23 protein-coding genes are annotated in these 22718 nt (G+C 42.5%); all 23 read right to left on the bottom strand.

Going from position 1 to position 22718, the window contains the following annotated elements; all coding sequences use genetic code 11:
• Position 1 precedes the first annotated feature (1 nt).
• On the bottom strand, positions 2-1525 hold the full coding sequence (locus Q8G36_RS00115; RefSeq protein ID WP_305158424.1) for a complex I subunit 4 family protein: 1524 nt from the start codon (positions 1523-1525) through the stop codon (positions 2-4).
• Positions 1522-3393, bottom strand: coding sequence for an NADH-quinone oxidoreductase subunit L (gene nuoL, locus Q8G36_RS00110; RefSeq protein ID WP_305158423.1), 1872 nt, complete (start codon positions 3391-3393; stop codon positions 1522-1524). The genes Q8G36_RS00115 and nuoL overlap by 4 nt, the downstream gene beginning before the upstream one ends.
• Positions 3394-3427: 34 nt before the next feature.
• The gene (gene nuoK, locus Q8G36_RS00105) at positions 3428-3742 is read right to left on the bottom strand and encodes an NADH-quinone oxidoreductase subunit NuoK (protein WP_063236468.1); all 315 of its coding nucleotides are present in this window, start codon (positions 3740-3742) and stop codon (positions 3428-3430) included.
• Positions 3739-4257: an NADH-quinone oxidoreductase subunit J gene (locus Q8G36_RS00100; RefSeq protein WP_305158422.1), complete on the bottom strand. Its 519-nt coding sequence runs from the start codon at positions 4255-4257 to the stop codon at positions 3739-3741. The genes nuoK and Q8G36_RS00100 overlap by 4 nt, the downstream gene beginning before the upstream one ends.
• The gene (gene nuoI, locus Q8G36_RS00095) at positions 4254-4673 is read right to left on the bottom strand and encodes an NADH-quinone oxidoreductase subunit NuoI (protein WP_048685828.1); all 420 of its coding nucleotides are present in this window, start codon (positions 4671-4673) and stop codon (positions 4254-4256) included. Before nuoI ends, Q8G36_RS00100 begins: the two co-directional genes overlap by 4 nt.
• A 33-nt stretch (positions 4674-4706) precedes the next feature.
• A complete protein-coding gene (nuoH, locus tag Q8G36_RS00090) occupies positions 4707-5714 on the bottom strand; it encodes an NADH-quinone oxidoreductase subunit NuoH (protein ID WP_305158421.1) in 1008 nt (335 codons plus the stop codon).
• Positions 5715-6812: an NADH-quinone oxidoreductase subunit D gene (locus Q8G36_RS00085; RefSeq protein WP_305158420.1), complete on the bottom strand. Its 1098-nt coding sequence runs from the start codon at positions 6810-6812 to the stop codon at positions 5715-5717.
• A 5-nt stretch (positions 6813-6817) separates the two neighbouring features.
• A complete protein-coding gene (locus Q8G36_RS00080; RefSeq protein WP_305158419.1) occupies positions 6818-8074 on the bottom strand; it encodes an NADH-quinone oxidoreductase subunit C in 1257 nt (418 codons plus the stop codon).
• A complete protein-coding gene (locus Q8G36_RS00075) occupies positions 8075-8551 on the bottom strand; it encodes a NuoB/complex I 20 kDa subunit family protein (RefSeq protein WP_305158708.1) in 477 nt (158 codons plus the stop codon).
• A 26-nt stretch (positions 8552-8577) separates the two neighbouring features.
• The gene (locus Q8G36_RS00070; RefSeq protein ID WP_076368347.1) at positions 8578-8952 is read right to left on the bottom strand and encodes an NADH-quinone oxidoreductase subunit A; all 375 of its coding nucleotides are present in this window, start codon (positions 8950-8952) and stop codon (positions 8578-8580) included.
• 342 nt (positions 8953-9294) lie between these two features.
• Positions 9295-9696: a F0F1 ATP synthase subunit epsilon gene (locus Q8G36_RS00065; protein WP_048685840.1), complete on the bottom strand. Its 402-nt coding sequence runs from the start codon at positions 9694-9696 to the stop codon at positions 9295-9297.
• Positions 9697-9721: 25 nt separating this feature from the next.
• Positions 9722-11119 (bottom strand): F0F1 ATP synthase subunit beta, encoded by a 1398-nt coding sequence (atpD, locus tag Q8G36_RS00060; RefSeq protein WP_101223832.1) that lies wholly within the window; start codon positions 11117-11119, stop codon positions 9722-9724.
• A gap of 88 nt (positions 11120-11207) precedes the next feature.
• A complete protein-coding gene (locus tag Q8G36_RS00055) occupies positions 11208-12068 on the bottom strand; it encodes a F0F1 ATP synthase subunit gamma (RefSeq protein WP_101223833.1) in 861 nt (286 codons plus the stop codon).
• 38 nt (positions 12069-12106) lie between these two features.
• Positions 12107-13615 (bottom strand): F0F1 ATP synthase subunit alpha, encoded by a 1509-nt coding sequence (gene atpA, locus Q8G36_RS00050; protein ID WP_048685849.1) that lies wholly within the window; start codon positions 13613-13615, stop codon positions 12107-12109.
• Positions 13616-13639: 24 nt separating this feature from the next.
• Entirely contained in the window at positions 13640-14176 is a 537-nt protein-coding gene (locus Q8G36_RS00045) for a F0F1 ATP synthase subunit delta (RefSeq protein ID WP_289314312.1), read from the bottom strand.
• Positions 14173-14694 carry a F0F1 ATP synthase subunit B gene (gene atpF / locus Q8G36_RS00040; RefSeq protein WP_289318259.1) on the bottom strand — a complete coding sequence of 174 codons (522 nt, stop codon included), beginning with the start codon at positions 14692-14694 and terminating at the stop codon, positions 14173-14175. The genes Q8G36_RS00045 and atpF overlap by 4 nt, the downstream gene beginning before the upstream one ends.
• A gap of 165 nt (positions 14695-14859) precedes the next feature.
• Positions 14860-15084, bottom strand: a complete 225-nt coding sequence (gene atpE / locus Q8G36_RS00035; RefSeq protein ID WP_305158418.1) for a F0F1 ATP synthase subunit C — start codon at positions 15082-15084, stop codon at positions 14860-14862.
• A gap of 64 nt (positions 15085-15148) precedes the next feature.
• Complete coding sequence (gene atpB / locus Q8G36_RS00030) at positions 15149-15844, bottom strand: F0F1 ATP synthase subunit A (protein WP_305158417.1); 696 nt, start codon at positions 15842-15844, stop codon at positions 15149-15151.
• Positions 15845-15866: 22 nt separating this feature from the next.
• Positions 15867-16235, bottom strand: a complete 369-nt coding sequence (locus Q8G36_RS00025; RefSeq protein ID WP_305158707.1) for an ATP synthase subunit I — start codon at positions 16233-16235, stop codon at positions 15867-15869.
• Positions 16236-16692: 457 nt separating this feature from the next.
• Positions 16693-18918: a S8 family serine peptidase gene (locus tag Q8G36_RS00020; RefSeq protein ID WP_305158416.1), complete on the bottom strand. Its 2226-nt coding sequence runs from the start codon at positions 18916-18918 to the stop codon at positions 16693-16695.
• 86 nt (positions 18919-19004) lie between these two features.
• A complete protein-coding gene (wecB, locus tag Q8G36_RS00015; RefSeq protein ID WP_305158415.1) occupies positions 19005-20147 on the bottom strand; it encodes a non-hydrolyzing UDP-N-acetylglucosamine 2-epimerase in 1143 nt (380 codons plus the stop codon).
• A 23-nt stretch (positions 20148-20170) separates the two neighbouring features.
• The gene (upp, locus tag Q8G36_RS00010) at positions 20171-20800 is read right to left on the bottom strand and encodes a uracil phosphoribosyltransferase (RefSeq protein ID WP_034315825.1); all 630 of its coding nucleotides are present in this window, start codon (positions 20798-20800) and stop codon (positions 20171-20173) included.
• A gap of 237 nt (positions 20801-21037) precedes the next feature.
• On the bottom strand, positions 21038-22279 hold the full coding sequence (glyA, locus tag Q8G36_RS00005; RefSeq protein ID WP_289333868.1) for a serine hydroxymethyltransferase: 1242 nt from the start codon (positions 22277-22279) through the stop codon (positions 21038-21040).
• Positions 22280-22718: the final 439 nt, after the last annotated feature.

The raw sequence follows: 22718 nt of genomic DNA, 5'->3' as shown, positions 1-22718 counted from the left end.
TTCATCGCCCCCCTAGAGCTAGCATCATGGCTTCAATCGTTCCTTGAAGAGGCCCGCCTAACAAATTTGGGTATACCCCAACAGATATAATCAACCCGAGAAGAACCAATGCCGGGACAAACTCCCAGCTTCCAAGGTCCCGTTTCTCTCTTTCTATCAAGCTATCATTTTTTCCGAAAGTCATCAGCATGACGGCCCTCAGTACATAAACAGCGGTTAATACGAGGCCGATCACCCCTATTGCCGCAAGCAACGGCTGACTCTTGAATAAGCCAAGAAATACCATGAATTCACTGATGAAGCCGGACATGCCAGGCAAACCGAGTGAAGCCATCCCGCAAGCTAACATAAACCCTGAAAAAACCGGCATCGACTTGGCCAATCCCCCAAGCTTAGGAAGCATGGTGGTTCCCGTCCGCTCATACAACACTCCTACCAAGAAAAACAACAAAGCAGCAATTAGCCCATGTGAGATGACTTGAAAAATAGCTCCCTGAATGCCCGCTTCATTCAAAGCTCCCAGCCCCATCATGACGATACCCATATGTGAGATTGATGAGTAGGCTAAAACGAGCTTGAAATCCGTTTGTACCAATGCTAGAAATGCACCATATAAAAAACTGAGGACCCCAAATAGGACAATGGTAAAGGCCAAGCTTTTATATTGTTCAGGAAATATCCCCATACCAAACCGGATGATTCCGTATGCCCCTATTTTCAATAGGACACCCGCATGTATCATGACTATGGATGGAGGTGCTTCTGCATGGACCCGCACCATCCAGCTGTGAAAGGGAAAGACGGGCAGCTTTATCGCAAATGCAACGAGAAAGGCGAGACATAAACCATATTTCATCGAACCGGATATGGGTGCAAAAAGCGAAACACCGCCCATTGTCATCATCTGTGTCAATGCTGCAATGTTAGTCGTACCTGTCCTGGCAAACAAAATCAAAATGGCCACCAGTAAAACAGCCGAACCAACGCCATTATAAATCAGAAAACTATAAGAAGCTTTCTCCCTCTCCAGAAAGCCCCACCTACCAATTAAAAAGAAAGCAGGAATCAAAGTCATTTCAAAAAAGATGAAAAAAAGGACCAAATTTTCTGCCGTGAAGACACCGAGCATTCCAATCTCCAGGATCAAAAATAACAAATAATACCCTTTCCATTCTTTTTTTATATAAATGGATGCGATTGCGGCCAGTGATGAAATGATTGTTGTCAGTAATATGAAGATGAGACTTAATCCATCCAGCCCCAACTCAAAGTCAACCGTGAAGAGCTTGGGATCATACATCTCCAAATTACCAAACCTGATCCAATTCAACTTAATGTCAAATAAGGATAGGGCCACACCCGAATAATATTGGCTCCATAGAAAGAACGATAGGAATAGGGGAGGCAGTGTTCCGAAAAAGCCAAATTGTTTAATCGTCCTTTCCTCTTTTTTCGGCATAAGGGCAACCATCACTATGCCCAGCAGCGGTGAAAACACTAAAAGCGAGAGCAAATAGACATTCATCTTAGATACCCCCCAGTCACTGCAAAAATCACCAACAGTACCGCAAGTCCCAGAAAGGCTATCATTCCATATTGCTGTACCTGTCCCGTTTGCAGTTTAGACCCTATTTTCCCCAATCCCTCTATTGAACTTGTTACAGTGGAAACCAGGCCACCGACAATGAACCTTTCAATATAAGATAGGAATATACTAAAGCCTTTGATTGCATAGCCTGCAGTAAAATGGTAAATCTCATCAATATAATACTTATTTTCCAAAACCCTATATACCTCGGAGTTTTCTTTGACAAGCCATTCCCGAGGTAACTTCTTTTTAGCGTATAACATATAAGCAAGGTATATCCCGGCCAGAGATACAAACACTGCCATCAACATTATCCAAACGGGCCCCTCACTATGGCTGGCACCTAGAAGAGTTTCATTTCCCTCCACAAGCCACTCCCCAAGGAAAGTTCCAAACCACGGTGTTTGGATATACCCGCTGATTACAGCAAGCAAAGCCAATGCGAGCATGGGAATTAACATGATGAAAGGTGATTCCTTGACCTGTTTTACTTGACTGCGCGAATCGCCTGCAAACATCATGAAAAACAGACGGAACATATAAAACGCAGTTAAAAAGGAGGTAACCACTGCCAGACCAAACAGTATATAACTACCATTCTCCCAGGCTGCCATTAGAATTTCATCTTTACTGAAAAAACCCGAGAGCAATGGAAACCCCGATATCGCCAAAGTGCCAGTCAAGAACAGCGGCCCAGTCCAATTCAATTTACCCCATAGGCCGCCCATCTTTTCCATATCCTGTGTATGTATAGCGTGAATAACACTGCCTGCTGCCAAAAACAGCAATGCTTTAAAAAAGGCATGGGTCATTAAATGAAACACCCCGGCCACATATCCCGAAGTACCTAAAGCAAGCATCATAAAACCAAGCTGAGAGATTGTCGAATAGGCCAATACACGCTTAACATCCTTTTGCACTATGGCAACGCTTGCGGCAAATATGGCTGTAACTCCACCTGTTATTGCTACGACCTGCATCGCTGCTTCACTAGCCATGAATAACGGAAACATGGCCGCCACCAGGTAAACCCCTGCAGCAACCATGGTCGCTGCATGTATCAAAGCGGAAACCGGAGTCGGGCCTTCCATTGCATCAGGAAGCCATGTGTGAAGTGGAAATTGTCCAGACTTTCCAACCGCACCGATAAAAATCAAAATAGCGATCAAAGTCAGTTTTTCACTTGATATCATGCCCGATTGAACGGCTTGAAAGATCTCTCCATATTCAAAGCTGCCTGTTTCCCAGAATAGAAGAATGATGCCGATTAAGAGCCCTACATCCCCAATCCTGGTCATGATGAATGCCTTCTTCGCTGCAGCCTTAGCTTCCAGTTTATAAAAGTAAAACCCAATGAGCAGGAAAGACCCCACCCCGACCAATTCCCAGAAGATATAAAGTTGTAATAAATTGGGTGCCATGACAAGTCCAAGCATGGCAAAGGTGAAGAAGCCCAGATAAGCATAAAAAATGGAGAATCGCACTTCACCCTTCATATACCCCTTCGAATATATCTGGACAAGCAGGCTGACAAGGGAAACGACCACAAGCATCAAGGCATTAAGCTGATTGATTTCGAATCCAGCTGTAAGTTGCGTCCCTCCGAAGGAAAGCCAATCCATCGATATATTATAAGTAGGTTCTTTAAATCGTTCTATCAGGACAAGCAACGATAAAACAAACGAAGCCAATGTACATATTATTCCTATAAAAGCCCCTCGTTCCCGCAACCGCCCGCCTGATAGAAGCAGAACCAGAAACGTGACGAGTGGAAAGATCGGTATGAGCCATGCGTGCTCCATCATCGTATCAAATCCCCTTCTTCATTTATATAAACCTTCAATGCTTCATAATTTCCATTTCATCGACATTGACCGTCTTCCGATTGCGATAAAGGGACATTAGTATAGCCAGCCCTACAGCTGCCTCGGCCGCAGCGATTGTTATCGTGAATAAGGAAAAAACTTGACCCGTAATGGATGGCGTTACCCCGAATTTACTGAAGGCAACTAAATTGATATTCGCAGCGTTGAGCATCAGCTCGATTGAAATCAAAACAATGACCGCATTTCTTTTCGTCAAAGCCCCATACAGCCCTATACAAAATAAAACGAGTGCCAATACAAGGTAAGCCGACAAGGGAACTCCCGTCATGATCGATCTCCCTCCTCATCATCTTTTTTAGCCAATACAATGGCACCGACTAAAGCAACCAGCAGGAGTACCGACATCACTTCAAATGGAATCACATATTTTGAAAAAAGTTCGATTCCTATTTGCTTTGTATTTTCCTCATGCAAGGCCGTTGGCTGTACAGGTATATCCAGATTATAAATCCCCAGATAAACCGCCACGGCAAATCCAGCAATCGCTGCCAGAAAGGAGAAATTCCCCCAGCCCCCTTTAACGGGTGCATCATTTTCTTGGTGTTTTGTCAGCATAATCCCGAATAGCATCACGATCGTAATTGCCCCTGAATAAATAAGGATTTGGACAATGGCGACAAACTCGGCCGATAGCAGCATATAAATGCCTGCAATGCCCAAGAAAGTAAAAACAAGTGCAATTACCATGTGTACCACTTTTGTTAAGGTAATCAGCAGCACCCCGCCTAATATCGCGACGAGTGCCAAACCAATAAAGGCAATTAATTCACCCGACAAACTCATACTTTATTCACCTTCCGGATATTTTCATCATTTTCATCCAGCCACTCCAGATTTTTAAATAAATGATCACGGCTATACTCGGCCAGCTCGAATTGATTCGTCATCACGATTGCTTCTGTAGGGCAGACCTCCGTACATAAATCACATAAAATGCAAATCTCAAAATTGATGTCATACGTATCGATGATTTTTCCTTTTTTCGACGGGTCCGGATGTTTCTTACCAGTTAATTGAATACAATCCGTTGGACAAATCGTCACGCATTGATTGCATACAATACACTTTTCAGGATAGAATTTTTGGATTCCGCGGAATCGGTCAGGGAGCGGAAGCGGCTCATTCGGGTAGTCATAGGTCACTTTTTTCCTCGTCAAGTTCTTTAATGTATAGGTTAAACCTTTTGCTAAACCAAGCATATAAATCCCTCGCTTTCCGACCAGCTTTAGTTTCTAAAAAAGGTTAATCAATTCTTTTATTAGTGCCGTCAAAAATATATTTGCTAATGCAACCGGAAGCAGGACTTTCCACCCGAATTCCATCAATTGGTCGGCCCTTATACGAGGAAAGGTTACACGAATCCAGACCAATACATAGAATACGGCACTGAACTTCAGACCGAACCAGATGGCTGCCGGAATAAAATCCAAAAACGGAATAGAATTCCATCCTCCTAAAAATAATACAGTGGTTAGCGTTGCCATTGCAAACATATACACATATTCGGATAACATAAAGAAGGCCCAGCGAAATCCAGAGTATTCAACATGATAGCCTGCAACAAGTTCTGATTCCGCTTCCGGAAGGTCAAAAGGAACCCTGTTCAACTCGGCAACCGATGCAATAAAAAACACGATGAACGCAATCGGCTGGAGAAAAATGAACCAAACCTTTTCCTGGGCTGCAACTATATCATTCAAGTTTAAACTGCCTGTTAAGAGGACGATTCCCACTAGGGACATCACCAAAGGGATCTCATAAGATATCATTTGCGCGGCTGCCCTCATTCCGCCAATTAAAGAATATTTATTATTGGATGCCCACCCCGCAGTGACGATGCCGATGGTCGATATGCCGGAAATCGCCATATAATAAAGCAATCCGACACCTATATCAGCAAATTGGAAGGCATCGGTGAATGGCAAGGTGGCAAGGACCATGAAAGCAGGAGCAAAAGCAATTACCGGGGCTAAAATATATAACGGCTTATCAGCTTTTTTTGGTATCGTATCTTCCTTGATCAGGAGTTTCAAAACATCAGCAACGGTCTGCAAGAGACCCCATTTCCCCCCAATTTGGTTTGGGCCGACACGCATCTGCATGAATCCCATGATTTTTCGCTCTGAAAGGATTCCATAGGTTACAAACCCTAATACGACGAACAGGAGCAGGACTGCCAAACCAAAAAAAATGCCAAAATTCAGTAGACTTGGAGCGGAGTGGAGAAGATCCTTGATCATTTATCCATCCACCTCCCCTAAAACGATATCGATTGCACCTAATATCGTTATCAAGTTCGCCATATTTTCCCCTTCCAATAATTTCGGAAGAATTTGCAGATTATAAAACGAAGGTCTGCGAAATTTCAAACGGTATGGCTCCTTTTTCCCTTCACTCGCGATATAACAGCCGATTTCCCCTCTTGGTGATTCAATTCGGACAAATGCTTCACCCTTAGGAACCTTTATTATTTTAGGGACTTTAGCAAGGACCGGCCCTTCTGGAAATTGCTCAACAGCCTGCTCGATGATTTTCAGTGATTCTTCGATTTCTTCCATTCTACAGTGATAGCGTGAAAAGGCATCACCCTCTTCCCTTGTAGGAACATCAAATGTGAACCTGTCGTAAATGGAATATGGTTCATTTTTCCGTAAATCCCATTTCACACCCGTACACCTTAAGTTGGCACCGCTAAGCGAATACTGCAAGGCTTCTTCCTTCGTATAGATGCCCACCCCTTTAACCCGATTAACAAAGATTTCATTCCCTGTCACAAGCTCATGGTAACCGGCAAGCTGCTCCCTCATATAAGGGACAAACTCGGCAACCTTCTCGATCCAGTCTTCAGGAGCATCCCATTTCACACCTCCGACACGCATATAATTGAATGTAAGGCGTGCCCCTGACAATTCAGTCAATAAATTAACGATCATTTCACGTTCTCGAAAGGCATATAGAAAAGGGCTCGTCGCACCTATATCCAGCAAGTATGTCCCCCACCAGACAAGGTGGCTTGCAACTCTGCCCAATTCCATTGCGATAACCCGCAAATATTCTGCCCTTTCGGGAATCTCCACCCCCATCATTGTCTCAACAGCATGGCAAAGCACATAATTATTTGTCATTGCCGCTAGATAATCGAGCCGATCGGTATATGGGATTATTTGTGTATATTGCAGATTTTCCGCTAGTTTTTCCGTACCGCGATGCAGATACCCAATGACAGGTGTAGCCTCTTTTATAATTTCACCGTCAATCTTGATGACAAGCCGAAAAACACCATGTGTACTCGGATGCTGCGGCCCGACATTGAGAAGCATTTCTTCCGTCCTTAACATTGGGCTTACACCTCCACATCATAAGGCTGATAATCTTTTCTAAGGGGATACCCTTTCCAATCTTCACCAAGTAAAATCCGCTTTAAATCAGGATGTTCATAAAAGTTAATACCTAATAAATCATACGCTTCACATTCTGGCCAATTTGCTCCTGACCATAATGGGACCAATGATGGAATAACGGGAGAATCCCTATCAAGCTTCACCTTCAAGGCAACTGATTGGTTCATTTTGAATGAATGTAAATGTACATAGATTTCCATATGGGATTCAAAATCCGTACCATGAAGTTCCGATAAATATGAAAAGTTAAGCTGTTCATCGTACCGCAAAAATTTTGCTATTGAGAAATATGTATCCGGATTAGCCACTAAAGTGGGTACATCTTTTGATAATCTATTAATATAGTGCTCTAATAATGCCCCTTGTCCTACATGGCTTTCAATAGCAGAAACAATTTGATCGAGTTTCGACTGGTTTGGAGAAAGTTCGCTAGGGGTGTTAACTTCCTTGCTTTCCTTTACAGCAGTCCTGTTCTTCGCAGCAGCCGCTTTCGCTTTGGCAACGGCGGCTGCCTTCGCCTTGGCCGCTGCCACTGCCTTTTGCTTCGCTGTATCCATTTCGCCTTCCGGCTTTTCCGCCGCTTCTTCTTTCGCCTGTTTTCGGGCCATTGCCGCTGCCTTCGCCTTGGCCGCTGCATCCGCTTTTTGCTTCGCTGCATCCATTTCGCCTTCCGGCTTTTCCGCCGCTTCTACTTTCGCCTGTTTTCGGGCCATTGCCGCTGCCTTCGCCTTGGCCGCTGCCGCCGCTTTTTGCTTCGCTATATCCATTTCGCCTTCTGGCTTTTCCGCCGCTTCTTCTTTCGCCTGTTTTCCGGCCATTGCCGCTGCCTTCGCCTTGGCCGCTGCCGCCGCCTTTTGCTTCGCTATATCCATTTCACCTTCCGGCTTTTCCGCTGCTTCTTCTTTCGCCTGTTTTCGGGCCATTGCCGCTGCTTTCGCCTTGGCCGCTGCCGCCGCTTTTTGCTTCGCTATATCCATTTCGCCTTCCGGCTTTTCCGCCGCTTCTTCTTTCGCCTGTTTTCGGGCCATTGCCGCTGCTTTCGCCTTGGCCGCTGCCGCTGCCTTTTGCTTCGCTATATCCATTTCGCCTTCCGGCTTTTCCGCTGCTTCTTCTTTCGCCTGTTTTCCGGCCAGTGCCGCTGCTTTCGCCTTGGCCGCTGCCGCTGCCTTTTGTTTTGCTAAGTCTTCCTTTTCACTCATCTATATCACCCGCTTTCCGGTTTTCGCCTCGTAACGGATTTTTTCTTTTAATTTATTGATTCCATAAATAAGTGCAGCTGGGTTTGGGGGACAACCCGGTATATATACATCGACAGGTACAATTTGATCTACTCCTTTGACCACTGAGTAAGAGTGAACATAAGGCCCACCAGCAGTTGCACAGGATCCCATTGCAATAACCCATTTCGGTTCTGGCATTTGTTCGTATAATCTACTTATTATTGGAGCCATTTTTTTCGTTACCGTTCCTGAGACAATCATGACATCCGATTGTCTGGGTGATGTCCGAAAAAATGAACCAAATCGGTCCAAATCATAATGAGAGGAGCCGACACCCATCATTTCAATTGCACAACATGCCAAACCGAAAGTCATTGGCCAGAGTGAGTTACTTCTAGCCCAGCCTTTTATTTGTTCAAGTGTGGATAAAAAAATGCTGTGGCGCAATTCTTCCATTTCTTTAGGGGTAAGTTCATCCAACTTCAATTCCACTTTAACACCTTCTTTTTCCAAGCGTAGATTAGCCCTAGCATAAGGATCAGGACAAAAAACAGCATTTCAATCAATGCAAACAGTCCGAGTTCATCATAGGCAACCGCCCATGGGTAAAGAAAAACCGTTTCTACGTCAAATATGACGAACATCAATCCGAATAGATAATACCTGACATTGAATTGAACCCTTGAATCCTGAAAAGGCTCGATTCCACTTTCATAAGTCGTATATTTCATATCTGTCGGTTTATAAGGCCTTAGCAGTCTACCAAGAAATAAAGCGATTACGGGTAATAAAATGCCTAGACAAAGGAAAACAAATACAATTAAATAGTTATTTTGGTAAATATGCAGCTGTCCCATGTTCATCTCCCTTTATGGATAAATCATGTTAAATGGGTACAATTTAAATTTGCTTGTCTTCTTTTTGGATACCGTTTTAAATATTATGCAGGGTAACATTCTTTTAGAAGCAACGTGAAAGGAGGGGGTATGAAGCAATAAATGTAAGCGTATACATTATAACATTAGGATAAAAGCATGTCGACGAGTTAAGGTTTAAAATGGAAAATACTTTACTCTATAATTCGACCTTTTTTTCCAAATTCCGATATTCCATGTCAATAATCCTCAAAAACCTTTTGGTTAAAAAAAACACCTAATCTTACCACGAATGGCTCGATCAGGTGTTTTCATCAATTAAAGTTATCGCATTTCTGCAATTTGGATTCGGTTGATGGCACGTTTAAGCGCTAAATTAGCTCTTTTGGCATCATTTGATCCATCATTGTTCTGCAATCTTTGTTCAGCACGGGCTTTTGCTGCTTGAGCACGTGCAAGATCGATAGTTTCAGCTCTTTCAGCAGATTGAGCCAAAATGGTTACCACATCAGGGCGAACTTCTAAGAAGCCACCATTTACAGCTACATAGTCTGTGTTGCTTCCATTTTTAAGACGGACAGCACCAATGGTAAGCGGGGCTACAGTTGGAACGTGTCCAGCCATGATTCCCAGCTCACCGCTTTTAGCTTTAGTGCTTACCATTTCAACTTCTGCATCATATACTGGGCCATCGGGAGTAACAACATTGACTTTAATGGTCTTCATTTCATTCCCTCCTAGGTCCCTTTAATTAAGCCATTTCTTTTGCTTTAGCAATAACTTCTTCGATGCGGCCAACTAGACGGAAAGCATCTTCAGGAAGTTCGTCATATTTTCCAGCTAGGATATCTTTGAATCCTTGGACTGTTTCTTTAACTGGTACATAAGATCCTTTTTGACCAGTGAATTGTTCAGCCACGTGGAAGTTCTGCGACAAGAAGTTTTGAATTCTACGAGCACGGGCAACGATTACTTTTTCGTCTTCGCTTAATTCATCCATACCCAAGATGGCAATAATATCTTGAAGTTCTTTATATTTCTGTAAAGTCGATTGCACTTGACGAGCCACTTTATAGTGCTCAGCTCCAACAACTTCTGGGCTAAGGGCACGAGAAGAAGACGCCAATGGATCAACTGCAGGGTAGATACCCATTTCAGAAAGTTTACGCTCAAGGTTAGTTGTTGCATCCAAGTGAGCGAAAGTTGTAGCTGGAGCCGGATCCGTATAGTCATCGGCAGGTACATAGATCGCTTGAATGGATGTAACAGAACCTTTATTTGTTGAAGTGATACGTTCTTGCAATTGACCCATTTCAGTAGCAAGCGTTGGTTGGTAACCTACCGCTGAAGGCATACGGCCTAGTAGGGCAGAAACCTCAGAACCTGCTTGTGTGAAACGGAAAATGTTATCGATGAAGAAAAGAACGTCTTGTCCTTGTTCGTCACGGAAATATTCAGCCATTGTCAAACCGCTAAGGGCAACACGCATACGTGCACCTGGCGGCTCGTTCATTTGTCCGAATACCATCGCCGTTTTCTTAATAACACCAGAATCAGTCATCTCGTAGAAAAGGTCATTCCCTTCACGAGTACGCTCACCTACACCAGCGAATACCGAGATACCGCCGTGCTCTTGTGCGATGTTATTAATAAGTTCTTGAATAAGTACAGTTTTACCAACACCGGCTCCACCGAAGAGACCGATCTTACCACCTTTGATGTAAGGTGCAAGTAAATCTACTACTTTAATACCCGTTTCAAGAATTTCAACTGATGTTGATAATTCCTCGAATGTTGGTGCTTGTCTGTGAATTGGATCACGACGCACCTCTGCTGTAAGTGGTTCAAATAGGTCAATGTTTTCCCCTAATACGTTGAAAACGCGACCTAGAGTAACTTCACCTACAGGTACTGAAATTGGAGCTCCTGTATCAACAGTCTCTGCACCACGAGTTAAACCATCAGTGGAAGACATTGCTACAGTACGAACTGTATTATCACCTAGTTGAAGGGCTACTTCAAGAGTTAGTCCTGTACCAGACGCTGTATTTTCGATTCTTAACGCGTTATAGATCTTAGGAAGTTGTCCGTCTTCGAATTTCACGTCAACAACCGGACCCATAACTTGAGTAACGCGTCCTATATTCATCGTTTTCCCTCCTAACGTTGCTTATAACGACTATCAAGTTTATGGAACGGCCAGCATATCGTCCGGGCCGACCGCCCCTTTAATGATTTTATTCTAAAGCTGCTGCACCGCCGACAATCTCTGTAATTTCTTGAGTGATCGCTGCCTGACGTGCACGGTTATATTGTAATGAAAGTGAGTCAATCAACTCTTTTGCATTATCGGTCGCATTTTTCATTGCAGTCATACGTGCAGAGTGCTCACTTGCTTTACCATCTAACAAAGCACCATAAATCAAACTTTCAGCGTACTGAGGCAGTAATACCTCAAGAATTTCTTCTGCATTCGGTTCAAATTCATAAGAAGTCAATGTTGCATTGGAAGTATTGAAGTCAGCTAACGGAAGGACTTGCTTTTCCGTTACATCCTGCTGGATTGGGCTGACATAATGGTTATAGTACATATAAAGTTCATCACACAGCTCATTCAGATATAAATTCACTGTTGATTTTGCAAGGGAGCTAATGTCAGCGAAAGACGGCTGATCGGGAACCCCAATTACTTCAAGCTCTACATGCATGTTACGGCTGACAAAGAAATCACGGCCAACCCTTCCGATTGCGATAATGACGAACTCATCATTGGATTTATGGCGTTCAAGAATGGTTTTATGAACGTGGCGAAGGATGCTACTATTGTATGCCCCAGCCAATCCACGGTCCGATGTGATTACCAAGTAACCGGTTTTCTTAACGGGACGTGAAGTAAGCATTGGATGCGATGCATCCGTGCTTCCGTTCGCAATACTGGATACCACTTCTTGAATTTTTTCCATATATGGAACATATGCTTTAGCATTAGCTTCCGCACGGTTCATTTTAGAAGCAGATACCATCTGCATCGCTTTTGTAATTTGACTCGTCTTTTTCGTTGAAGTAATCCGAGACTTAATATCGCGTAAAGAGGCCATTCATTCTCACCACCCTTTATAAATTAGTTAGACCTTTATTATTCAGAAATAACGAAGTTCTTTTTGAATTCGTTAATTGCAGCAACGATAGCAGCATCTTCAGGAAGACCTTTAGTTGTGCGAATGTGATCTAATAATTCCGGATGAGAACGATCTAGGAACACATAGTATTCTTCTTCAAAACGAAGGATATCCGATACAGGAATATCATCTAAATGACCTTTAGTCAATGCATAGAAAATCATGACTTGTTTTTCAACTTTGATCGGTTTGTTTAGATCTTGTTTTAGAACTTCAACTGTACGCGCACCACGGTTAAGCTTTGCTTGTGTTGCAGCATCCAAGTCAGAACCGAATTGAGAGAATGCTTCCAATTCACGGTATGAAGCCAAGTCAAGACGTAATGTACCGGCAACTTTTTTCATCGCTTTAATTTGTGCAGACCCACCAACACGGGATACGGATAGACCAGCGTTAATCGCAGGACGTACACCCGAGAAGAACAAATCGGATTGCAAGAAGATTTGACCATCAGTGATGGAAATTACGTTTGTTGGAATGTAAGCAGAGATGTCGCCTGCTTGTGTTTCAACAAATGGAAGCGCAGTGATTGAACCGGCACCTAAAGTGTCATTCAATTTTGCTGCACGTTCTAGTAAACGGGAGTGCAAGTAGAATACATCCCCTGGGAATGCTTCACGACCTGGAGGACGGCGAAGTAGCAAGGAAAGTTCACGGTAAGCAGATGCTTGTTTAGAAAGATCATCATAAACCACAAGAACGTGCTTGCCAGCGAACATGAACTCTTCACCCATTGTCACACCAGCGTATGGAGCCAGGTATAAAAGTGGTGCTGGTTGAGAAGCTGATGCAGATACAACGATTGTGTAATCCAAAGCACCATTTTTACGTAGTGTTTCGACAGTTCCACGAACCGTTGATTCTTTTTGACCGATTGCAACATAGATACAGATCATATCTTGGTCAGCTTGGTTAAGGATTGTATCGATCGCAACTGATGTTTTACCAGTTTGACGGTCACCAATGATTAACTCACGTTGTCCACGACCGATTGGAACTAATGCATCGATAGCTTTAATACCTGTTTGTAAAGGTTCATGAACTGATTTACGGTCCATTACACCTGTTGCAGGGCTTTCGATTGGACGAGTTTTTGTCGTAGCGATCGGGCCAAGACCATCTAATGGTTGTCCAAGCGGATTCACGACACGTCCGATTAATTCTTCTCCAACTGGCACTTCCATGATTCTTCCAGTACGGCGAACTTCACTGCCTTCTTTAATGTCTCTGAATGGTCCAAGAATAACAACACCCACGTTATTTTGCTCAAGGTTTTGTGCTAATCCCATTGAACCATTGGAAAATTCTAAGAGCTCCCCAGACATTGCATTATCTAAACCATGAACGCGTGCGATACCATCACCAACAGTGATAACCGTACCAACATCGCTTACTTTAATTTCCGACTGATAGTTTTCAATCTGCTTTTTAATCAGCGCACTGATTTCTTCAGCTTTGATGCTCATGAATTTCACCCCTATCTGTGAATATTAACCTAATAGTTGTTTGCTAAGGCGATCTAGCTTACCGCTAATCGTCCCGTCATATATGCGGTTACCGATTTGTAGTTTGATGCCGCCAAGGATATTGCTATCCGTAATATTAGTAATGCGTAAATTTCTTTTGCCGATTTTTGCAGCAAAAGATGTAGACACAGCTTCCACTTCCGTTTCAGTCAATGGACGAACTGTATAGACCGTTGCATCAGCTACTGAGTTTTCTTCATTCGCAAGTTCGATGAACTCTTGTGCCATTGCTGTCACATCATCTGTACGATGACGTTCCACCATTAACATCACAGTGTTTTGAACGGAAGAAGAAAGGCTTGCAAAAGCATTTGCAATCAAAGCGCCTTTTGCATCTTTAGTCATTTTAGGATGAGCCAGGAAGCTTAATAGCTCATTATCATTTGTAAAAACTTCATTCACTATGCGAAGCTCTTCTTCAAGTTGGTTAATGAGATTTTGCTCTTTCGCAATTTGGAAAAGGGCAACGGCATAACGCTTTGCTACTGTTATATCGCTCATTTCCCTTCTCCTGCCTCTTGAATGTAGTCATTAATCAATTGCTCTTGATCTGCTTCGGATAGTTCTTTTTCTATTACTTTAGAAGCAATAAGTACGGATAAAGATGCCACTTGCTCGCGTAATGCCGTAATGGCTTTTTCTTTTTCCTGTACGATTTCACGCTTAGCTGATTCTTTGACGCGGTCAGCTTCAAGACGTGCTTGATTCACGATCTCTTCACGCTGTGCTTCACCTTGAAGTTTTGCGTTTTCTATGAGTTGTCCCGCTTCAGTGCGAGATTGTTTTACGATTTCACGTTGTTCTTCTAAATATTTAAGTGCTTCTTGTCTGCTAGCTTCAGCTGCTTGAATTTCATTTGCAACATGTTCTTCACGTTGAGTCATGATGCCCATTAGAGGACCCCATGCAAATTTCTTCAGCAACGCTAACAAAATGATAAACATTACTAATTGGTATAACATGTCTCCGCCATTAAAGCCATGAGACGTTGACCCAAGTACAAAGCTGCTTGTTAACACGCTTGGTTCACTCCCTTCACGAGTTTCACTTCTTAAAGCGTTCATTATATGAACTTTAGAAAACTATGCTCTTAAACTGTATAAAAACAGGATTGTGGACATAAAGGAAAGGCGAAGGTTCACATGGAACGAACTTCGCCATTTTTGAACTTTTTAAAGGTTCTATTAAGCACCAAATACCATAAATGCGATTACTACCGCGATGATAGGCATCGCCTCAACTAAACCTACCCCGATGAACATTGTTGTTTGAAGCATACCGCGAGCTTCTGGTTGACGAGCGATACCTTCTACTGTTCTTGAAACGATCATACCATTACCAATACCTGCACCTAGTGCTGCCAAACCAATTGCAATTGCTGCTGCAAGAAGACCTACTGAACCTGTCATTATAAATATCCTCCTTAGATTGTATCAAAATTTATTATTTTTTTAGTTCTAAATGAACTTATAATTAATGGTCGTCACTGACTTTATGAGACAGATAAACCATTGTTAACGTGACAAAGATAAACGCTTGGATACTACCGACGAAAATACTATAGCCTTGCCATACTAATGTAGGCACAATTGCACCAATAAATCCGGCAGCTCCACTAAATGCTAGGGTTCCCGCTAATAGACTCAGCAAAACTTCACCAGCATAAATGTTACCATATAGACGCAGACCAAGTGTCAAGGAGTTTGTAAATTCCTCTACAAGTGTCATTGGGTTTTTATAAGCTTTAAAGTAACCCTTGGCGCCTTTCATTTTTATAGCATAATAATGCGTTAAACCTAAAACCATGACTGCAAGAGTCAATGTGATAACTGGGTCGGCTGTTGGTGATTTCCACCAAAGCACTCCATCGTAACTAATTGCAAACGGAAGACCTAGCATATTGGACACAAAAATGTACATTAGCAAAGTCATACCAAGCAGTTGAAACTGACCACCTGTTCTCCAGTCCATGTTACTATTAATAATACCCTTAACGAAATCCATAATCCATTCCATGAAATTCTGCATGCCAGTTGGCTTCATTGCCAGCTTACGTGTACAAAGCACAGCAAGTATGAACACAACTAGACTGGCAACTGTAATCATTAGGACGTTACTCAAGTTAAAGGTTAGACCCATAAAATCGTATAAGGGTGCTCCATGATTCAACTATATTCACCTCTCTTCCCCGCTATCGACGTATTAATTGGATGAAAAAATCTATAAAAATGACAATATAAGCTGTCATTAATCCCCATACAACACTAATCAGATGAAAATGCTCCGGAAATTCCAATGCAATGAGTACCGCTAGACCTGCGGATGCCATTCGTGTCATCGTCCCAAGAGATTTAGTTTTCTTTCCCTCATCAAGCGCCTGACTGAATTTTTTCATTTTCTGATTGATCAGCCATAAATTGTATAAACTCAAACTCGTACCCAGTATAAGCCCAGCAAAAACGGCTTGATAACTCGTAAGTCCCCATCCAACAACATAAACCGCCAGAAGAAAAATTATATATTTACTCTGCCTGTTGAATATGATTTTCATTTCTGGCATTTTCATTTAATCTCCTGAGAAATATTTTCGTACTGAATGAAGCATTGCTTGTAAACCTAGCAAGTCTACAAAGAAGGCCAATTACTAATAGCAGCGGTTCGAATCTTAGGTTCTGACAAGTAAATGAAGATACCGAACAAAACTGATCCGACTATTTGAGAAAGAATCGCTGACATCAAAGTCATAGCCATTTTAGACGGCGATCATTTGACGCAAGTTGCATCCTCGCGGTTGAATTTGGTGGAGGATAGAAAACATTTCATGCTGTAAAAATCTGCATGCCGGGCTACTGAAAACCCTCTCATTTTACATCCTTTGTTAGCATACAATAGGCTAGAATCATTGTCAATGAGTGGTTAGTGAAATTTGTCACAGGTTTGTAATTATTAACGAATTGTTCACAAATTATATTTTTTATACTATTGACATCCATTTTATTTTACTTATTGTCCCCTATTCACTCAATAAGTAACGTCTTTTCTATCCGATCTTCCCTTCCGCCCCTTCTCGCAAAGATTATCGCTTTATACACTCCTTTAGGCGGCAAGTTCTTTTTCAATACATCTTTTTTGATCAAACCGGAAGGTGCCGATCTGGACCAATCCAAATATCCAGCGAATTTCAAGCTATCTTCCTCATAAAGGGCAATACCGAATTCTTCAGCCCCACGCGGAAGGTACATTTCGTATCGATATGTGCCTTCCCGGTCCCCTTGTCCAAAATCAAATCCCATGATCCTTGGATAATCCGGCTCTTCTTTTACATATAAATAAGGAAGGGATATTCTTTTGGTTCCTTCCATTATAATGAGGTATCCATCAAAGACTCCCTTTTTAAGCTCAGCTGGGTTGACCTGCAGTCCCACTTTTATCTGTTTCTTTTCCTTCGGGTTCAAAGTCAGGGATTTCGGCAATTCCCAAGTGAGTCCCGTCTCTTTTAATGGGACCATGAAAGAGTACTTCCTTATTTCCGTTCCGGTATTTTCTATGACTATCGTTTCATGATGCTCTTCAATTCCTTCTTTTTTTGTATACATCCCAAAGGACAATGAGCTTGGATTCAAGAGCGTGTCCGCTTTTAATGCTTCGTCGACCTGGATGCGTCCAGCCCCCTGTTCATATGTGTGATACAATTGATTTACAGATTTCCTCAATGGCTTTGAAGTGCTCATCAATGCAGATTTCACTTGATCAGGAGTCCATTCAGGGTGTTTTTGCAGGATTAAGGCGCATGCTCCTGCAACATGCGGTGCGGACATACTTGTTCCATCCAGGGACATGTATCCTTTAGGAATGGTACTTTCAATTGCCACTCCCGGTGCCAATACGTCAGGCTTTATTCCCCATGATACGGTTACCGGTCCCCTGGAGCTAAAATCCGCGAGCCTATCCTGCTCGTTCTTATAAACAAATTGAACGGTTTTGCTCTGCCCTTGCTCCATGATTTGCTTAAGCTGCAATCCATCTCTTCTATTAATAGAAGCAGCTGGGATGTTCATTTCTTTTTCCAAGCTTCCAGTAAAGGTCCCGCTCGTATTATTATAAACAATTACCCCCTTTGCACCTGCCTTTTCTGCATTGGATACTTTCTGCTGGAAGGTAAGTGTGCCACGTTCCATCAAAACAATCTTATCGCGAACATGTTTCAGGTCCTTTTCATTACCCAGCCCCCCATATATGACATCCTCGGAAAACGTCAGGTTCCATTTTTTAGAGCCTTGAAACAGGGTTAAATGAGATTGATGCTTTTTCGATCCAAGTCCATAAATCATATACGGAACCCTTAAGGGAGGAGTCGAGGCCCCAACGGAAATCGCTTTTTCCGCTGTTCCGGGTGAGCCGACGGTCCATACAGCCGGACCGGAATTCCCGTTTGATGTCACGGCAACGATGCCGCTTTCCACAGCCTTATTCAACGCAAGGGAGATAGGTAAATCAGGGCCATTGACGTTATTACCCAGAGATAGGTTCAATACATCCACCTTATCCTTCATGGCTGACTCAATGGCCGTCAGTACTTGATCTGTATCTCCTGCACCACCTGGTCCCAAAGCTCGATATGCATATATCTCCGCTTCTGGTGCGACGCCTTTCATTTTTCCATTGGCTGCAATGATGCCTGCCACATGAGTACCATGTAATGTATCCAGGTCGCCTTGATTTTTGGTTTCCATCGGATCTTCATCACCATCAACCAGGTCCTTGCCTCCTTTATAAGCACGTTGCAAATCTGGATGTGTATAATCGATTCCAGTATCTATTATTCCTACTTTTACCCCTTTCCCGGTGATCCGGTGATTCTCCTTATCAAAGAAACCCCTGACCCTGCCTCCTCCTATGTATGGGACACTTTTATCCAACACGGCTTGATAAACGGATACTTCCGTTACAGCCTGAATTTCATCCTCCTTTTTAAGTTGTTCTATCTCATTCATTTTCCCATGAAGGGAAAATCCATTCAGGGCCACCGAATAAACATTCCGTAATTGAAGGGATGGATATTTTTGAAGCAGCTTTTCGATCTTTTTTCGCTGAAACGCCTTATCCATCGTGACAACAACCGTTACTTCCTTAGATTCAGATAGCTTTGGTAAAGGCGGCAGAATGACGGATCCCATTCCCTTTTCATTTTGATAAGTAAATATAAAAAGGAAAACAAACACTATGAACGTTTTCTTTGCCAACATAATCATCCCCTTAGCAGTTATCTTTTCTCAACAACCTTGGAGTATGCAAATAAAAAAAGGAAAAGCGCGTGGCTTTTCCTTTTTTATGAGTCGAATCTAGTTGGCGGCATATTTACCTGCTTAAAATAGTAACGGATGGCTTCAGCTATGCGGACAGAAGCATTTCCGTCCCCATATGGATTCGAAGCTTTGGACATTCTTTCGTGCACCTCTTGATCGGTGAGCAATTCATGTGCCAAATTATATATGGTTTGTTCATCAGTACCAGCCAATCTTAAGGTTCCAGCCGCAATCCCCTCAGGACGTTCGGTCGTATCCCTTAAAACTAGGACAGGTACACCAAGTGACGGTGCCTCTTCCTGGATTCCTCCAGAATCAGTCAATATCAGATAGGCCCTTGAAGCGAAGTTATGGAAATCCAATACATCCAGCGGCTCGATCAAATGAACCCGCGGATCGTCCCCGAGAATTTCGTTTGCTAATTCTTGAACAAGCGGATTTAAATGGACAGGATATACCACTTGAACGTCATCATGCTCAGCAATGATTCTCTTTACGGCCCTGAAGATATTCCTCATGGGTTCCCCTAGATTTTCCCTGCGATGGGCGGTAAGCAAAATGAGCCTGTCTTCTCCAAGTCCATTTAAAACCGGATGGGAATACGTGGACCTTACAGTCGTTTTTAAAGCATCGGTTGCCGTATTTCCCGTCACGAAGATATTATCCTTCTTGTTTTCGTTCAGCAGATTCCCCTCCGCTTTCGAAGTCGGCGCAAAATGCAAATCTGCCATCGTACCTGTAAGCTGTCGATTCATCTCTTCGGGAAAGGGGGAATACTTATTCCATGTGCGCAGCCCCGCTTCTACATGCCCAATGACAATTTGATTATAAAAAGCTGCCAGACTTGCGACAAACGTTGTGGTTGTATCACCGTGTACAAGAACAATATCAGGTTTAGCTTCCTTCATTACGGAATCAAGACCATTTAATGCTCTTGTTGTAATGTCAGCAAGCGTTTGCCTTTCCTTCATTATGTCCAAGTCATAGTCCGGCTGTATGGAAAATAGTTCGAGAACTTGATCTAACATTTGGCGATGCTGAGCCGTAACAGCAACGATCGGCTTGAAATATTCTGGGTGTTTTTGAAATTCGAGTACTAAGGGAGCCATTTTGACAGCTTCTGGTCTCGTCCCGAAAATGGTCATGACTTTTATCGGTTTATTCATTCGTGACACCTCAGTTTCTTTCCTTATTTTGTGCCGAATAAACGATCTCCTGCGTCTCCAAGACCGGGAACGATATAACCATGTTCATTCAGTTTTTCGTCTAGACCCGCAATATAAATATCAACATCAGGATGAGCTTCTTTTAAAGCTTCTACACCCTCTGGAGCTGCAATCAAACACATGAATTTAATATTGACTGCACCGCGCTTTTTAATGGAATGGATCGCTTCGATGGCTGATCCGCCAGTGGCTAACATCGGGTCAACGACTATGCATTCCCTTTCTGCCAAATCACTTGGCATTTTCGCATAATATTCAACCGGTTTCAATGTTTCTGGATCACGGTAAAGACCAACATGTCCGACCTTTGCAGCAGGAATCAGCTTAATGATTCCGTCCACCATCCCTATGCCTGCACGTAAAATCGGGACGATCCCCACTTTTTTACCAGAAAGCATTTTCACTTTCGCTGTGCTTACAGGCGTTTGGATTTCAACCTCTTCCAGCGGCATATCCCTCGTGATTTCAAATGCCATCAATGATGCAACTTCATCCACTAGTTCACGGAATTCTTTTGTTCCTGTATTTATATCACGTATATAGGCTAATTTGTGTTGAATTAACGGGTGATCGAAAACATAAACTTTTCCCATTTAGCATCTCTCCAATTCCATTGCTTAGTTTTGCGCTTTTTTATGATTTCCCTAATCGAATAGAAAAATTTTCGTGTCTTTTAAAATTCACTTCAACCTATTTTACAGAAAAATGGTTCAATCTTCAATAAAGGTTTAGATTTCAGACCTATTTTCACTATTCTGACTCTTCTAACACAATGACCTTCCATAAGATACAAAAAAAACCGCTCCCTTTAAAAGGGAGCAGTTCCGATATTACAATGAAGGATATAATTCAAATTTGTTCGTTAATGATTCAACACGCTGTTTCGCTTCTTCAAGTTTAGCTGCGTCTTCATTATTTTTCAAAACAAGTCCGATGATTGCAGCTATTTCATCCATGTCTTCCAATCCGAAGCCACGTGATGTCACTGCCGCAGTCCCAATACGTATACCGCTTGTAACGAATGGTTTTTCCGGGTCATAAGGAATCGCATTTTTGTTCACGGTAATACCGATTTCATCCAAAACATGCTCTGCGATCTTTCCCGTTAATCCAGTAGAGCGCACATCAAGAAGAATCAAATGATTGTCCGTTCCATCAGAAACAAGAGTGAACCCTTCTTTCTTCAAACCTTCGCCCAAACGTTTAGCATTGTCGATGATTTGTTGTGCATATACTTTAAATTCATCTTGAAGCGCTTCTCCGAATGCAACAGCCTTAGCGGATATAACATGCATCAACGGACCGCCTTGAATTCCAGGGAAGATGGATTTATCGATCTTCTTACCGAATTCTTCTTTACAGATGATCATCCCTCCGCGTGGTCCGCGAAGTGTTTTATGAGTAGTTGTCGTTACAAAGTCAGCATAAGGAATTGGACTTTGATGTAATCCAGCCGCAACTAAACCTGCAATATGCGCCATATCGACCATTAAATAAGCCCCGACTTCATCTGCAATTTCACGGAATCGCTTGAAGTCAATTTCACGTGGATATGCACTTGCACCCGCTACGATCAATTTCGGTTTGTGCTGACGCGCTTTTTCCAATACATCATTGTAATCGATACGGTGATCTTTTTCGTCTACACCATATTCAACAAAATTGTAGTTAACACCACTGAAGTTAACTGGACTTCCATGTGTTAAGTGACCTCCATGCGAAAGGTTCATTCCAAGCACTGTGTCGCCAGTTTGAAGCACTGTAAAGTAAACGGCCATATTGGCTTGAGCTCCAGAGTGAGGCTGTACATTCACATACTCCCCGCCGAAAATTTCTTTCGCGCGCTCACGTGCTAGATCTTCAACGATGTCTACATACTCACAACCGCCATAGTAACGTTTTCCAGGGTATCCTTCTGCATACTTATTAGTCAAGACCGACCCTTGCGCTTCCATGACAGCTTCACTCACGAAGTTTTCAGAAGCAATAAGCTCAATTTTACTTCTTTGACGCCCTAATTCCAGTTGAATTGCGTTAAACACTTGCTCATCTTGCTTTGCTAAACGATTCATTCCGTAATTCCTCCTCAAAATGTGCGTGATTCGCTTTTTAGTATTTATGTGCAACATGCCTTCAAAAAAGCATGAAAAAGCCTTACCAATAATTCATTAGAAATTCTACTCCATTTTAACATGTCTAATTTAGAAGTGATAGTCTAATTTTATCGAACGTTAGATGTTTTTTCATTTAAAAATGTTCGTATTTAACATCAAAATTATGATAAATAGCTCTTTCACCCTAGATTTCATAAGCGAAATCGCCATTCTATTAGCACTATTAAGTAAGGATTTTTTGTATGAAAACACAATAGTAAAAAAGCCATGCTAAAATAAACCCTCCATATTCTCATTTTTTTGATGGGGGTAAATGTACTATGTCGTTATTTAACTGGTTATGCAGTTTGTTGTTCAGATGGAGCGATTGTATAGCCTTTCTTTTTTAGGTATTCGA

The sequence above is a fragment of the Peribacillus frigoritolerans genome (assembly GCF_030676415.1).
Classification (GTDB): Bacteria; Bacillota; Bacilli; order Bacillales; family DSM-1321; genus Peribacillus; species Peribacillus frigoritolerans_A.
This window is presented reverse-complemented; position numbering and strand designations above follow the sequence as displayed.

Bases quoted from the DNA above. Each gene is read 5' to 3' on its own strand.
- Q8G36_RS00115 (WP_305158424.1), bottom strand. From the start codon at position 1,525: ATGAATGTCTATTTGCTCTCGCTTTTAGTGTTTTCACCGCTGCTGGGC.
- nuoL (WP_305158423.1), bottom strand. From the start codon at position 3,393: ATGATGGAGCACGCATGGCTCATACCGATCTTTCCACTCGTCACGTTT.
- nuoK (WP_063236468.1), bottom strand. From the start codon at position 3,742: ATGACGGGAGTTCCCTTGTCGGCTTACCTTGTATTGGCACTCGTTTTA.
- Q8G36_RS00100 (WP_305158422.1), bottom strand. From the start codon at position 4,257: ATGAGTTTGTCGGGTGAATTAATTGCCTTTATTGGTTTGGCACTCGTC.
- nuoI (WP_048685828.1), bottom strand. From the start codon at position 4,673: ATGCTTGGTTTAGCAAAAGGTTTAACCTATACATTAAAGAACTTGACG.
- nuoH (WP_305158421.1), bottom strand. From the start codon at position 5,714: ATGATCAAGGATCTTCTCCACTCCGCTCCAAGTCTACTGAATTTTGGC.
- Q8G36_RS00085 (WP_305158420.1), bottom strand. From the start codon at position 6,812: ATGTTAAGGACGGAAGAAATGCTTCTCAATGTCGGGCCGCAGCATCCG.
- Q8G36_RS00080 (WP_305158419.1), bottom strand. From the start codon at position 8,074: ATGAGTGAAAAGGAAGACTTAGCAAAACAAAAGGCAGCGGCAGCGGCC.
- Q8G36_RS00075 (WP_305158708.1), bottom strand. From the start codon at position 8,551: ATGGAAGAATTGCGCCACAGCATTTTTTTATCCACACTTGAACAAATA.
- Q8G36_RS00070 (WP_076368347.1), bottom strand. From the start codon at position 8,952: ATGGGACAGCTGCATATTTACCAAAATAACTATTTAATTGTATTTGTT.
- Q8G36_RS00065 (WP_048685840.1), bottom strand. From the start codon at position 9,696: ATGAAGACCATTAAAGTCAATGTTGTTACTCCCGATGGCCCAGTATAT.
- atpD (WP_101223832.1), bottom strand. From the start codon at position 11,119: ATGAATATAGGACGCGTTACTCAAGTTATGGGTCCGGTTGTTGACGTG.
- Q8G36_RS00055 (WP_101223833.1), bottom strand. From the start codon at position 12,068: ATGGCCTCTTTACGCGATATTAAGTCTCGGATTACTTCAACGAAAAAG.
- atpA (WP_048685849.1), bottom strand. From the start codon at position 13,615: ATGAGCATCAAAGCTGAAGAAATCAGTGCGCTGATTAAAAAGCAGATT.
- Q8G36_RS00045 (WP_289314312.1), bottom strand. From the start codon at position 14,176: ATGAGCGATATAACAGTAGCAAAGCGTTATGCCGTTGCCCTTTTCCAA.
- atpE (WP_305158418.1), bottom strand. From the start codon at position 15,084: ATGACAGGTTCAGTAGGTCTTCTTGCAGCAGCAATTGCAATTGGTTTG.
- Q8G36_RS00025 (WP_305158707.1), bottom strand. From the start codon at position 16,235: ATGCCAGAAATGAAAATCATATTCAACAGGCAGAGTAAATATATAATT.
- wecB (WP_305158415.1), bottom strand. From the start codon at position 20,147: ATGAATAAACCGATAAAAGTCATGACCATTTTCGGGACGAGACCAGAA.
- upp (WP_034315825.1), bottom strand. From the start codon at position 20,800: ATGGGAAAAGTTTATGTTTTCGATCACCCGTTAATTCAACACAAATTA.
- glyA (WP_289333868.1), bottom strand. From the start codon at position 22,279: ATGAATCGTTTAGCAAAGCAAGATGAGCAAGTGTTTAACGCAATTCAA.